At 67.9% G+C, this 12,258-nt stretch carries 13 protein-coding genes; 2 read left to right on the plus strand and 11 right to left on the minus strand.

Annotation, left to right across the window (positions count from 1 at the left end):
* The first annotated feature begins 19 nt into the window (after positions 1-19).
* Positions 20-400, plus strand: coding sequence for an alpha/beta hydrolase (locus tag EJP67_RS31275; protein ID WP_126025599.1), 381 nt, complete (start codon positions 20-22; stop codon positions 398-400).
* Between the two features lie 15 nt (positions 401-415).
* Here the strand turns inward: EJP67_RS31275 and EJP67_RS31280 are convergent, their stop codons facing one another.
* The 6 genes from EJP67_RS31280 to EJP67_RS31305 all read right to left on the minus strand — a co-directional run bounded on the left by EJP67_RS31280 (position 416) and on the right by EJP67_RS31305 (position 6,614).
* Entirely contained in the window at positions 416-1,480 is a 1,065-nt protein-coding gene (locus tag EJP67_RS31280) for a maleylacetate reductase (protein WP_126025600.1), read from the minus strand.
* 126 nt (positions 1,481-1,606) lie between these two features.
* Positions 1,607-2,029, minus strand: coding sequence for a DoxX family protein (locus EJP67_RS31285; RefSeq protein ID WP_240650837.1), 423 nt, complete (start codon positions 2,027-2,029; stop codon positions 1,607-1,609).
* Entirely contained in the window at positions 2,026-3,423 is a 1,398-nt protein-coding gene (locus tag EJP67_RS31290) for an MFS transporter (protein ID WP_240650838.1), read from the minus strand. The genes EJP67_RS31285 and EJP67_RS31290 overlap by 4 nt, the downstream gene beginning before the upstream one ends.
* A complete protein-coding gene (locus EJP67_RS31295) occupies positions 3,420-4,640 on the minus strand; it encodes a 3-hydroxybenzoate 6-monooxygenase (protein WP_126025602.1) in 1,221 nt (406 codons plus the stop codon). Before EJP67_RS31295 ends, EJP67_RS31290 begins: the two co-directional genes overlap by 4 nt.
* Position 4,641: 1 nt before the next feature.
* Complete coding sequence (locus EJP67_RS31300) at positions 4,642-5,613, minus strand: amidohydrolase family protein (protein WP_126025603.1); 972 nt, start codon at positions 5,611-5,613, stop codon at positions 4,642-4,644.
* Between the two features lie 8 nt (positions 5,614-5,621).
* On the minus strand, positions 5,622-6,614 hold the full coding sequence (locus EJP67_RS31305; RefSeq protein ID WP_165909759.1) for a Bug family tripartite tricarboxylate transporter substrate binding protein: 993 nt from the start codon (positions 6,612-6,614) through the stop codon (positions 5,622-5,624).
* 74 nt (positions 6,615-6,688) lie between these two features.
* Here EJP67_RS31305 and EJP67_RS31310 point away from each other — a divergent pair, with 74 nt between their 5' ends.
* The gene (locus EJP67_RS31310) at positions 6,689-7,138 is read left to right on the plus strand and encodes a MarR family winged helix-turn-helix transcriptional regulator (protein ID WP_126025605.1); all 450 of its coding nucleotides are present in this window, start codon (positions 6,689-6,691) and stop codon (positions 7,136-7,138) included.
* A 24-nt stretch (positions 7,139-7,162) separates the two neighbouring features.
* Here EJP67_RS31310 and rtcA read toward each other — a convergent pair whose 3' ends face one another.
* The 5 genes from rtcA to EJP67_RS31335 all read right to left on the minus strand — a co-directional run bounded on the left by rtcA (position 7,163) and on the right by EJP67_RS31335 (position 12,023).
* A complete protein-coding gene (rtcA, locus tag EJP67_RS31315; protein WP_126025606.1) occupies positions 7,163-8,200 on the minus strand; it encodes an RNA 3'-terminal phosphate cyclase in 1,038 nt (345 codons plus the stop codon).
* Positions 8,193-9,047, minus strand: coding sequence for a nucleotidyltransferase domain-containing protein (locus tag EJP67_RS31320; protein WP_126025607.1), 855 nt, complete (start codon positions 9,045-9,047; stop codon positions 8,193-8,195). The genes rtcA and EJP67_RS31320 overlap by 8 nt, the downstream gene beginning before the upstream one ends.
* Before the next feature lie 31 nt (positions 9,048-9,078).
* Entirely contained in the window at positions 9,079-10,032 is a 954-nt protein-coding gene (locus EJP67_RS31325; protein WP_240650839.1) for a ribonuclease Z, read from the minus strand.
* 8 nt (positions 10,033-10,040) lie between these two features.
* On the minus strand, positions 10,041-10,697 hold the full coding sequence (locus tag EJP67_RS31330) for a zinc-ribbon domain containing protein (protein WP_126025609.1): 657 nt from the start codon (positions 10,695-10,697) through the stop codon (positions 10,041-10,043).
* Between the two features lie 96 nt (positions 10,698-10,793).
* The gene (locus EJP67_RS31335) at positions 10,794-12,023 is read right to left on the minus strand and encodes an RtcB family protein (RefSeq protein ID WP_126025610.1); all 1,230 of its coding nucleotides are present in this window, start codon (positions 12,021-12,023) and stop codon (positions 10,794-10,796) included.
* Between the last annotated feature and the right edge of the window lie 235 nt (positions 12,024-12,258).

Consider the following 12,258-nt stretch of genomic DNA (forward strand, 5'->3'; position numbering starts at 1 on the left):
GCTCGAAAGGAATCCCACAATGAACAACAAGCAACGCATCGCCGCATCCGCCCTCGCCGCAGCCTTCGCCATGCTGGGCGCCGCCGGCGCGCACGCCGAAGCCTATGAAGGCGTGCAGCCCCTGACCTCCTCCGCCAGCCGCACCGATGTGAAGGCCGAAGCCGTGGCCGCGGCGCGCGAAGGCAACCCCTATTCGGACACCGTCGCCGAAGGCGCCGTGGCCTTCAAGTCCACGCTCGACCGCAGCACCGTGCGCGAGCAGGCCGTGGCCGCCGCCAACAACCCGCTGCAAAGCCTGGACCGCCGCGCCTTCTACCGCGACGAAGTGCCCGCCGCCTACAAGAAGCCCAGCGTCTCGTTCACGCAGCAGGCTGGCCTGCCGGCCACGGCACGCCCCTGACGCACTGGCATTGCCTCAGGGCCGCACGCCTTCCCAGGCGTTCTGCAGCAGCGCGCGGATCGCCGCGCGCTCCAGCGGACGCGGGTTGGGATACTGGTTCTTGAGCGCGTGCTCGCAGGCCAGGTCCAGATCGGCTTCCTTCATGCCGATGTCGCGCAATGCGACCGGCGCGCCGTTGTCGCGCGCCAGGTCGTACACGGCCTGCGCGGCGCCACCGCTTCCCCCAAGTGCCTTCGCGATCTTCGCCATGGCTTCGGGCGCAGCCCCGGCGTTGTAGGCCAGCGCGTGCGGCAGCACGATGGTGTGGGTCTCGGCATGCGGCAGGTTGAAGCTGCCGCCCAGCGTGTGGCACAGCTTGTGGTGCAACGCCATGCCCACATTGCCCAGCACCGTGCCGCACAGCCATGCGCCGTAGAGCGCGTCGCCGCGGGCGGCCGGGTCCTTCGGCGTGGCGCGGATGGCCGGCAGCGCGCGGCCCAGCGCGGCGATGCCTTCCTGCGCCATCAGGTCCATGATCGGGTTCGAATCGACCGCATAGAGCCCCTCGGCCGCATGCGCGATGGCGTTGATGCCGCTGGTCACGCTCATGCCCACGGGAAGGCCGAGCGACAGCTCGGGGTCGTAGATCACGGTGCGGGGCAGCACGCGGAAGTCCTTGCCGGTCTTCTTCATGCCGGCTTCGGTGATGCCGTAGATCGGCGTCATCTCGGAGCCCGCGTAGGTCGTCGGAATCGCCAGGATCGGCAGGCCCGAGTCGAGCGCGATCGCCTTGCCCAGGCCGGTGGTGGAGCCGCCGCCGATGGCCACGGCGCAATCGGCGCCGAGCCTGGTGGCCACTTCCCTCGCCTCGCGCGCGGTCTCGATAGGCACATGCATCACGGCGCGGTCGAACACGCCGGCCGCATGGGCGCCGAGCATGTCGGCCACGCGCTCGGCCTGCGGGCGCTGCTCGGGCGTGGAAAGCACCAGTGCCCGGCGCGCGCCCAGCGCATCGATTTCGCGGGCCAGGTGCTGCAGCGAGCCGGCGCCGAAAACCACCCGCTGGGGGGCGCTGGTGTAGATGAACGAGGGTGTGGTCATGGCTTTGGCCTGTGTCTCGGGTCTTTGCTCGAACGGATCTGTCTGCCGCCCGGCTCGCGCCGGGACATCCACGATACGCCGGCTCGCCCCTCGCTCAATGGCGGAAAACGGAAAGGAGTTTTCCGCTCACCCCCTGGAGCCGGCCCCGCGCTCGACCGTGGAGACGTAGGCGATGAGCACCAGGAAGCCGCCGACCATTGCCACGTTCTTCAGGAAGTTGTTGAGCTGGCCGGCGAACTGGGCCGCGTCGGCCGCCCAGAAGGCATGCGCGGCGAAGGCCGTGGCCAGCGTGAAGAGCGCCAGCGCCGAGGCCACCCATCGCACCTGCCAGCCCGCGATCAGCAGCAGCCCGCCACCCACTTCGAGCGCGATGGTCAGCGGCAGCACCACGTCGGCCAGCGGAATGCCGAGCTTGCCGAAGTAGCCCAGCGTGGCGCCGTAGGTGAGCAGCTTGCGCACGCCCGCGACCAGGAAGATCACCGCCATCAGCACGCGCGCCGCAAGGACCAGGCCGCTGCGGGCCTGGGCGCTGTTCATCGTTTTCGTCATTTCGTTGCTCCGGAAGATGCCTGGCGCGCGGTGGCGCCGGTGAATTTCAATCGCCCCATGCACAGCACCATGGCGCAGGACAGCAGCGCCGGCACGGCCGCCGCGAAGAAGAGCGCGCTGTTGGTCCAGTGCAGCCCGATGAGCCAGCCCGCCAGCACCGGCCCCACGATGGAGCCAGCCCGGCCGATGCCCAGGCTCCAGCCCATGCCCGTGGCGCGCACCGTCGTCGGGTAGACGCCCGAAGCCAGCGCGATGAGCGCCGGCTGCGCGCCGACCACGCAGAAGCCGCTGACCGCAACCACCGCGAGCAACAGCAGCAAGGGCAGCGCCGGCTGGCCGATGACCGCGATGGCCACCGCCGCCACCGCGAACACCGGCACCAGCACGCGGTAGAAGCCCACGCGGTCGATCAGCGGCCCCATCGCCACCGTGCCGACCACGCCGCCCACCTGCAGCAACGTGCCCACCAGCACGGCGGTGCTCGCGCTGTAGCCTGCTCCGGCCGCGATGGTGGGCAGCCAGTTCGCCAGGAAGAACAGGTTGAGCAGGTTCATGAAGTTGATGCCCCACAGCAGCAGCGTGGCCGGCCCGCGTCCGGCGCGGAACAGCTCGACCACCGGCGCGCCGTCCTGCTTCGCCTCGTGCACCACGTAGCGCGTGCCGGGCCCGGCGGGCACGCCGGGCGCGATGCGGCCCAGCCACTGCTGCACGCGGTCGAGCTTGCGCCCGCGCAGCACCAGGAACTGCATCGACTCGGGCATGTAGCGCCACATGAGCGCGGCGATCAGCAACGGCATCACGCCGCCGAAGACGAACACCGACTGCCAGCCGCCCCAGGGGATGAGCACCGCCGAAATCAACCCGCCCAGCACCGCGCCGCCGGTGAAGCCGCAGGACACCCACATCATCAGCGTGACGCGCCTGCGCTGCGGGCTGTACTCGCTGGCCAGCGCGCTCGCGTTGGCCATGATGCCGCCCAGCCCGATGCCGGTGATGAAGCGCATGGCGAGCAGCTGGTCGAGCGTGTGCGCGAAGGCCGTGGCCAGCATGCACAGCGCGAAGAACACCGTGGCGCCCAGCAGCACCGGGCGCCGGCCGATGCGGTCCGCGCAGACGCTCAGCACCAGCGAGCCGACCAGCATGCCGAGCAGGCCGGCGCCGAACACCGGGCCCAGCGCGGCCTTCTCGATGCCCCAGGCCTGCACGATGGCGGGCGCGACGAAGCCCATGGCCTGCACATCGAAGCCGTCCATGACGACCGCGCAGCCGACCAGCAGAAGAATCCATTTCTGGAAGGCGCTGACGGGGTGGCTGTCGATCAGGGCCGGTATGTCGATCGTCGCAGCGGCCGCGCCGCCGCCGCCCGCCTCGATGGATGCCGAGTCGATCTTCACGCGCCAGCCCCGTCGCTGTCGGCGAGGCAGCTCGCGGCGGTCCATCCGTAGAGCCATTCGAGCGCGTCGTAGAAGCGCTCCTGCGGCCTGCCGGTCCACATGCTGTTGCGCACCAGCCGCTCCACGCCCTTGGCGTGGTAGATGCGGCCCATCTCCCGCGCCGACAGCACCACCCGCGCGGTGCGGGCGACGCGGGATCGCTCGTACAGCGCGAGCGCTCGTGTCCAGTCACCGCCTTCGCGCCGCAGGGCCAGGCCCAGCGTCACCGCGTCCTCGCAGGCCATGCACGCGCCCTGGGCCAGGTACTGCACCATCGGGTGTGCCGCATCGCCCAGCAGCGTGGCGCGTCCGAAGGTCCATTGCTCGATGGGGTCGCGGTCGGCCGTGGAGTAGCGCTTCCAGGCCTTCGGAATGCGCAGCAGTTGCTGCACCTGCTCGCAGGTCGAGCGGAAGTAGCGCTGCACTTCGGCCGGGTCGCCGTCCATCGAGCCCCATTCTTCCGGCTGGTCGCTGTGGAAGGTGACGGCGATGTTGAACTTGTCGCCGCCCTTCAGCGGGTAATGCACCAGATGGCAGTTGGGGCCGACCCAGATGCAGGGCGCTGTGAAGCGCAGCGCTTCGGGAAAGTCAGCCGTGTCGACCACAGCGCGGAACACCACATGGCCCGAGACGCGGATGCTGTCGCCCACGTACTGCTGGCGCACCGCCGAGCGCACGCCGTCGCAGCCGATCACGGCCTGGCCCTCGTGGCGGCCGCCCTGGGCATCGATGAGCGTCACGCCGCCTTCGTCCTGCTCGATGTGCACGACCTTGGTCGAGGTGAGGAACTCGATGCCCTCAGTGGTCGCCTTCACGCCTTCGAGCAATGCGCCGTGGATGTCGGCACGGTGGATCACCGCATAGGGGTTGCCGAAGCGCTCGCGGAAGCGCTCCGACAGCGAGATGCCCGCCACGCGCTTCGCGTCGATGGCGTCGAACATCACCATCTCTTCGGTGTAGACCGCCTTGGCGCGCAGGTTCGCGCCAACGCCCAGCGCATCGCAGGCCGCGAAGGCATTGGGGCTGAGCTGGATGCCCGCGCCGATCTCGCCGATCTGGCCGGCCTGCTCGATCACCTTCACGCGGTAGCCCTCGCGCACCAGCGCCAGCGCCGCGGCGAGCCCGCCGATGCCGCCGCCGGACACGAGCACGGGGCGGTTGTCTTTGTGCCGGCTCATGTCACTTCAGCCCGAAGAGCTTGACCGCGTTGTCGCGGCCGATCTTGCGGCGGTCGTTCTCGCTGATCTCGCACCTGTCGAACCAGCGCGCCGCGTCCTCGTGCTTCTCGAACGGGTAGTCGACCGAATACATGATGCGGTCCGCGCCCACCTCGAGCATGGTCGACAGCAGCGTGGGCGTGCGGAAGTTGCCGCTGGTCGTGATGTGGACGTTGCTTCGCAGGTAGTCGCCGATCTCCCTGTCGCAGGGCATGCCGCGGCGGCCCTTGCGCAGGATGTGGTCCACGCGCCAGATGTTGAACGGGATGCCTTCGCCGAAGTGGCCGAGGATCATCTGCAAATCAGGATGGCGGTCGAAGAGGCCGCTCGAGAGCAGTCGCAGCGCGTGAATGCCGGTTTCCACCGCGAAGGCCCAGGTCGGACCGGTGAGCCAGTGCGCGCCTTCGTAGATGGGCTCGCGGCCGAGCAGCGGATCGCGTGGGTGCATGTAGAAGGGCTTCTTCAGCGCCGCGGCCACGGCCCAGAAATCGGCGAAGCGCGGATCGTCGTAGTAGACGACGGTGTTCTCGTCTCCCACCTGCGAGAAGCCGTTGACCAGGAAGCCGTGAAAGCCTAGCTGCGTGACGCAGCGTTCCAACTCGCGCGCGGCAGCCTGCGGGTCCTGCATGGGCAGCGCGGCGAAACCGCCGAAGCGCGTCGGGTGGCGGGCGATCTGCTCGGCAAGCACGTCGTTGGCGCGGCGGGCCACGTCGATGGCGCGCTGTGCGTCGGGAATGCCCTGCACCGCCGGCGAGTTGAGCGAGAGGATGGACAGCTCGGTGCCCCACTCGTCCATCTGCTCGATGCGCTGCTGCTCGAAATCGAGCAGGTTGCTCTTTAGCGTCTGCCACACCTCTGGGCGGGCGTAGACCTGCGAGTCGCCGATGGTCAGGTCGATCGCGAAATGCTCTTCGAGCGCAATCTTGTTCTTCATTGGGGAAATCACTCCGGTTTGATGTTGAGCTTGTCCAGCACGTCCTGCCAGGTCTTGCGGTCCTCGGCGATGTAGCGCGCCAGCTGTTCGGGGGTGCCGGGCCTCGGATAGGTGCCGAGCTCGCGCGACTTGGCCACCACGTCGGGCAAGAGCAGGGCTTCGTTCATGTCCTTGCTGAGCCTGGCGAGCACCTGCGGATCGACGCCCTTCTTCGCGATGACGGCGAACCAGCCGTGCGCGACGGCGCCGGGCACGGTCTTGCTCGCGAGCGGGAACTGCTCCAGCCCGGCTTCCACGCGGTCGCCCATGCTGGCCAGCACGCGCATGCGGCCGCCCTGCACGTTGCCGGCGACCACGTTGTAGGTCTCGACCATCATCTGGGTCTGGCCGCCCAGCGTGGCCTGCATGGCCTGCGCACCGCCCGGGTAGTGCACTTCGAGGAACTGCGCGCCCGACTGCAGGCCCAGCAGCGCCGACGCGAGGTGCGGCGCCGTGCCGCGTCCGTTGTCGGCCACCTCGATGCCCTGCGGCCTGGCACGCGCGGCGGCGATGAAGTCGGCCAGTGTCTTGTACGGCGAATTGGCGGGCACCGCGAGCATGAAAGGCGCGACGGCCGCGAGCGTGACGGGCACGAAGTCGCGGTTGAAGTCGTAGCTCACGCCCCTGATGGTGCTGGGCGCCACCGAGATCGCCGAGCCCTGCACGAAGCCGAAGGTGTAGCCGTCGGTCGGCGCCGCGAGGATCGCGTTCATGCCGATCACGCCGCTGCCGCCGGGCTTGTTGTCGACGATCACGCCCTGCCCCCACTTCTCGCCGAGCCTGGCGCCGACGTGGCGGATCAGCACGTCGGGCGCGGAGCCCGCCGGAAACGGCACCACGAAGCGCACGGCCTGCGACGGCCATTTCGCCGCGCCCTGCGCATGAGCCGGCGGCAGCGCCGACAGCAGGGAAAGTGAAACGGCCCATGCGATGGCACCGCGGCGGGAAGGCGTCCGGCTCATTTTCATCTCCGTATTTGCTTGATTATTCAAGTAATTGCGGCGGACTATATACTTGATTGTTCAAGCATGTCTAGATGAAAACCCTCCCCCAAGACCACGACCTCGAGAAGGCCATCCCCTTCCTCCTCGCACGCGCCGGCGCTCGCATGGGCAACGCCTTCGCGAAGGCGCTCAAGCCCTACGGACTGAGCCTGAGCGAATGGCGTGTTTGCGCCTCGCTGCAGCACACGCCGCGGCAGACGCTGTCGGAACTGGCCACGCACGCATCGACCGACCTGTCGGCGCTGTCGCGCATCGTCGACCGGCTGGCTTCGCATGAACTGGTGGCGCGCGAGAAGTGCGACACCGACAAGCGCGCGGTGCGCATCGCGCTCACCGAGCGCGGCCTTGCGTTGACGCTGGAGCTGATTCCGCTCGCGCAGCACTACGAGGCTGTTGCGACCTCGGACTTCACTGCAGCCGAAGTGAAGACACTGCGCGCGATGCTGCTGCGCCTGTACGCGAACGCCACGCCGCTCGCCTGAGCGGGTGGCACCCGTTTGCCTGCGTCAGGCAGGCGAGACCTGCACCGTGCAGGCCTGACGGCTCTCGGCGATCGCGAAGCGCACCGGCAGGAAGCGCTCGATCACCGCGCAGTTGGTACGCGTGTGCTCCGTCACCTCGCTGCAGGTGAAGGCGCCGGCCTTCCTGCTTTGCCACGCGGCGAGCGCCAGCAGCAACGCCAGCTGGTCCGCCAGGTGCGGACCGACAGCCGCCTCGCTCTTCTGGAAAGAGCGCAGTTCCTTCACCAGCCCATGCGCGACCTGCTCTGCACTCAGCGACTTCTCGCCGAAGGCGGTGAACACCTCCGTCAAATGCTCGTAGGCCAGCGTGGCCAGCAGCGCGTTGCCCGGGCCTTCGTTCTGGCGCACCGAGCCGAAGCGCAGTTGCTCGCCCGACCAGCCCATTGCGCCACCCAGCGTGTCGAGCTCGCGCGTCGGCACATGGCGCGGGATGCCCGGTGCCAGGCACTCCGCATAGCTAGAGAGATTCGCGCCGCGCGCCATCAGGTCGAAGGGCTGCAGCGCACCAGCCGCAGGCACGATGGCCGCCTCGACCTCGCCGCCGCCGGCCGGATAGAAACCGCAGCGGCGCAGCGTCAGCTCCAGGTCGGCGCCGAGCCGGCGCACCAGCGGCGCGAACGCGCGCTCCAGGAAATGGAACGGCGGCGCCATCGGGTTGTGCGTGCCGCCGCTCAGATGCACGCGGCTCTGCGCGCCGGCCAGCAGCAGCGGCGGCAGCACGGTCTGCAGCACCAGCATGCAGCTGCCGGCGCCCGAGATCGCGAAGCGATACTCGCCCGCGCGCACTGTGCCGGGCACGAAACGCAGCGACTGCGAACCGAGCTCGGCGCCATCGACTTCCGCGCCGCTGATCGCGGCCGCCGCGTTCACGCACGCGAGGTGCTGGCGCATCAGGCCCGGCTTGGCGCGGCCTGCACGGATCTTCTCGATGGACATGGGCTGGCCCGTGACCATCGACAGCGCGAGGCTGGTGCGCAGGATCTGGCCGCCGCCCTCGCCTTGGGACCCGTCGAGTTCAACCATGCGCGGCCTCCTTCTCGCTCTTCTTCGCTTCGAAACGCAGGACCGTTTCGTACAGGAAGGCATCGAGGCCGGCCTGCTCGGACTGCGGCAGCGGCGTCACCGGCTCCGTGGCATTGGCTGCCAGCTCCGACTCGATGAACGCGTGGATGCCGGGCCAGCGCGGGCTGGTCGCGGCCTCGCCGGCGCGCATCTTCACTTCGAGCAGCGCATTGATCTCGCCGATCAGCGCGGCGTCGCGCACCGGGTCGAGCGTGCGCTGCGCAAGGTCGGCGAAGCGCATAGGCGGCACACCTGGCTGCGAGCGGATCCAGCGCGCGGCCAGCAGCGGGCGAAGCACGTAGAGGTATTTCTTGTAGCGCACGTCGTCGGCCTGCAGGTGCTCGCGGAAGTTCTTCTTTGCCATCGAGCTGTAGTGGTGCCAGCCGCGCGCGTTGGAGAACACCGCCTCCGACAGTTCGCGAAAGCGCGGCATCGCCGTCGCGTCGTCGCGGTACACGACGGGCGAGCGCAGCCATTCGAGCAGCGTCGGGTTCGACTCGCGCATCAGGCCCAGGGCCTTGCGCAGGTCCCATCCGTTGATGTCGAGGTCGCCGCTGATCGGCACCTCGATCACGTCGCGGCGCGGCGCCACCGTGAGATACCACGGCAGGCGGTTGACGTAGATGAAGCGCACGTCGTAGTCGCTGTCGGGCGAGGCGAAGCCCCAGCCTCGGCTGCCGGATTCGCAGGCGAACAGCACACTCACGTCGTGCTTCGCCTCGATGTCGCGCAGGGCCTCCATGATCTGCGCGCGCATGGCAGGCTCGATCGGATGGGCGGAGCGCAGAAATTCTTCTTCGGTACTCATCTTCGATTCTTCTTTCTTCTTCTTTCTCTCGTCAGGCCCGCGTTACGGTCACCTTGCCGGCACTGTCGAGCTCGTAAACATCAAGGTCGTTGGCCAGGAACGCATGGCCGCGGTAGTGCGCCTGCGTCTCGGCCATCAGCGCCGCCATGCCTTCCCCGTTCTGGTGGCGCGCGCTGAAGTGCGTGAGGATCAGATTCGGCACTTCGACGGACTGCGCGAACTCGGCCAGCAGGCGCGCCGAGCTGTGCATCGGCCCGGGGCCGACCTTGTCGAGCGCGTCCTGCGTGAACGTGGCTTCATGCACCAGCAGCTGCGCGCCCTGGCAGGCTTCATGGAGCATCGCCGGCTCGGCGTTGTCTCCACCGAGCACGGCGACGGCCGTGTCGACCTGCGTATCCACGAAATCAGCGCTGTGCAGCGTTTCGCCGTTGAATGACACATCCTCGCCGTTCTGAAGCGCACGCCATGCCGGTCCGGGCGGCAGTCCGACAGCCCGCAGCGCCTCTGCCTTGAGCCGCACGCGCCGCGTCTCGACCTGCACGCGATAGGCGTGGCTCGGCACGCGATGCCGCAGTACGTGGCGCTCGATGCGCAAACCGGGCATGTCGTACACCAGCGCTTCGTTCTCCAGATCGACATGCTCCACCTCATAGGGCAGATGCAGGTCGGTCAGCCGTCGCGTGGCCTCGAACCATTCCCACACCGGCAGCGGCGCGATCAGCTTCAGCGGCTTCGTGCGCTTGCCCATGCCGGCACTCGCGAGCAATCCCGGCAGGCCATAGCAATGATCGCCATGCACATGCGTGATGCAGACGGCGGCCAGGTCGTTCAGCGACAGCGGGGTCTGCAGCACGCGGTGCTGCGTACCCTCGCCGCAATCGACCAGGAACCAGTCGGCGCCAAGCACCGTCTGCACCGCAAGCCCGGAGACGTTGCGGTGGCGCGTGGGGGTGCCGGAAGAGGTCCCCAGGAAAGTCAGTTTCATCATCGTCGTCAAGGCCATCGCTCCCTGTTCAGCAGCGCGCTCCTTGCCGCATCGGCGGCAACGCGCTCCCAGGCAAAGTATCGGCGACCTCCCTCGGGACGAGCCGCCATCAACTCATGCAGCTTGGCGAGGTTCGCTTCGCCTCCCCAGCGAGCCATGGTCTGGATCGCCACGACGCGCAGGCTCCACCATTTGCTTTCAAGCGCAGCCTCGATTTCGGCGACGGCGCTCGCGGTCGGTTTCGCGTCGCCCAGCGCGCGAAGACGATCCGTCTGCTCGCGCAGGAGGTTCGCACCCGGCGGCGCGTTGCGCAGGCGTTCGCGCCGTGCGCGTCGGCATGCCAGGCACCGAACGGCTCGGCTATCGATATGCCCGTGCACGACCTCGTACCACCACTTCTGCTGCTTGGCCGTCCACACTTCCTCGGCGCCGCAATCGCGGCAGGTGAAGGGGCGGGCTGCATAGAACGCAGGCAGCACCCCATAGGTGTTGTTGTATTGCTCCAGGACGAACCGATCAGCCGGCTCGCAGCCGAGCGCGGACCCGAAATCGGGCTGCGGCAGGCGGACATCTTTCTCGCGCAGATGCGCGGCCGACGCTGCTGCGGCTCGCTCGAGGCGCCGCGCCTTGATCTCGGCACGGCGCTGCTTGTTGCTCTTCTTCATCTCTCGGACCTTTCCAAACGCGAGGTGCCGCGAAGGAGGGCCCGAGCCCTCCTCCCTACGTCACCCCAGCCATGAGGCCGTGGATCGGCCTCGCTGTCATCCCTTCACGCATACGACCTGCTTGAGCGTGTAGACCACCTCCACCAGATCCTTCTGCGCATCCATCACCGCGTCGATGTCCTTGTAGGCCATCGGGATCTCGTCGATCACATCGGCATCCTTTCGGCACTCGACGCCTTCGGTCGCGGCGATCTGGTCGGCCACCGTGTAGAGCTTCTTGGCCTTGGTACGGCTCATCTTTCGACCGGCGCCGTGGCTGCAGCTCATGAAGCTCTCGGGGTTGCCCTTTCCGCGCACGATGTAGCTCTTGGCGCCCATGCTGCCGGGGATGATTCCCAGCTCGCCGGCCTTGGCACTCACCGCGCCCTTGCGGGTCACGAGCACGTCTTCGCCGAAGTGCGTTTCGCGGCTCACGTAGTTGTGGTGGCAGTTCACCGCTTCCACGTGCGCTTCGAAGGGCTTGGTGATGACCTTGCGCGCGGCCGCGACCACGCGCTGCATCATCACTTCGCGGTTCGCTCGCGCGAACTTCTGGGCCCAGCCCACCGCGCGCACGTAGTCGCCGAAGTACTTGGCGCCTTCCTCGAAGTACGCCAGGTCCTGGTCGGGCAGATTGCGCTGGTGCTGCTCGGCGTCCTTCTTCGCGAGTTCGATGAAGTGCGTGCCGATGGCGTTGCCCACGCCGCGCGAACCCGAGTGCAGCATGAACCACACGGAGCCCGCCTCGTCCAGACATACCTCGATGAAGTGGTTGCCGGTACCCAGCGTTCCCAGGTGCTTGTGGTTGTTGGTGTTCTTCAGGCGCGGGTAGTCCTCGCAGATCGCGTCGAACTCGTCCACCAGTCCGGCCCAGGCCACGTCGGTCTCGTTGGGAGGCGTCTCCCACGAACCCTTGTCGCGGCCCATGCGCTTGGGGTTCGAGCCGTGCGGCACGGCCTTCTCGATCGCCGAGCGCAGCGGTCCCAGGTTGTCAGGCAGGTCGTTGGCGTGCAGCGTGGTCTTGCACGCCATCATTCCGCAGCCGATGTCCACGCCCACCGCGGCCGGGATGATGGCCTTGAAGGTGGGAATCACCGAACCCACCGTTGCGCCGATGCCGTAGTGCACGTCGGGCATGGCCGCGATGTGCTTGAACACGATGGGCAGGCGGGCGGCGTTCTCGAGCTGCTTCTGCGCCTCGTCTTCCACGGGTACGCCGCGGGTCCACATCTTCACGGGAACGCCGTTGGCGACTTCGTGCAGGTTGTAGTTCTTGCTCTGTTCCATTTTTCTTTCTCTCTCTTTGGCTATCTATCTATTCATTCTTCACGAACGACTGGTGGACACGGCGGGATTCGAACCCGCATCAATACGGCGACCGTGGTGTTTCAATCCAGCGGCCCAGTCGACGATTGGAAACGCGCGCCAGTGACAGACCCGTCATCGGAGCCAGCACCTGCATCCTCAACCTTGCTCGTCGACCGACTTGCCCGCCGCATCCGGTGCTACCCGGACTGCCGGC

Source organism: Variovorax guangxiensis, from assembly GCF_003952165.1.
Taxonomy (GTDB): domain Bacteria; phylum Pseudomonadota; class Gammaproteobacteria; order Burkholderiales; family Burkholderiaceae_C; genus Variovorax; species Variovorax guangxiensis.

Excerpts from the sequence above, each read along its gene's own strand:
- EJP67_RS31305 (WP_165909759.1), bottom strand. The coding sequence starts at position 6,614 with ATGAGCCGGACGCCTTCCCGCCGCGGTGCCATCGCATGGGCCGTTTCA.
- EJP67_RS31325 (WP_240650839.1), bottom strand. The coding sequence starts at position 10,032 with ATGAAACTGACTTTCCTGGGGACCTCTTCCGGCACCCCCACGCGCCAC.
- EJP67_RS31280 (WP_126025600.1), bottom strand. The coding sequence starts at position 1,480 with ATGACCACACCCTCGTTCATCTACACCAGCGCCCCCCAGCGGGTGGTT.
- rtcA (WP_126025606.1), bottom strand. The coding sequence starts at position 8,200 with ATGGTTGAACTCGACGGGTCCCAAGGCGAGGGCGGCGGCCAGATCCTG.
- EJP67_RS31300 (WP_126025603.1), bottom strand. The coding sequence starts at position 5,613 with ATGAAGAACAAGATTGCGCTCGAAGAGCATTTCGCGATCGACCTGACC.
- EJP67_RS31275 (WP_126025599.1), top strand. The coding sequence starts at position 20 with ATGAACAACAAGCAACGCATCGCCGCATCCGCCCTCGCCGCAGCCTTC.
- EJP67_RS31310 (WP_126025605.1), top strand. The coding sequence starts at position 6,689 with ATGAAAACCCTCCCCCAAGACCACGACCTCGAGAAGGCCATCCCCTTC.
- EJP67_RS31320 (WP_126025607.1), bottom strand. The coding sequence starts at position 9,047 with ATGAGTACCGAAGAAGAATTTCTGCGCTCCGCCCATCCGATCGAGCCT.
- EJP67_RS31335 (WP_126025610.1), bottom strand. The coding sequence starts at position 12,023 with ATGGAACAGAGCAAGAACTACAACCTGCACGAAGTCGCCAACGGCGTT.
- EJP67_RS31285 (WP_240650837.1), bottom strand. The coding sequence starts at position 2,029 with ATGACGAAAACGATGAACAGCGCCCAGGCCCGCAGCGGCCTGGTCCTT.
- EJP67_RS31330 (WP_126025609.1), bottom strand. The coding sequence starts at position 10,697 with ATGAAGAAGAGCAACAAGCAGCGCCGTGCCGAGATCAAGGCGCGGCGC.
- EJP67_RS31295 (WP_126025602.1), bottom strand. The coding sequence starts at position 4,640 with ATGAGCCGGCACAAAGACAACCGCCCCGTGCTCGTGTCCGGCGGCGGC.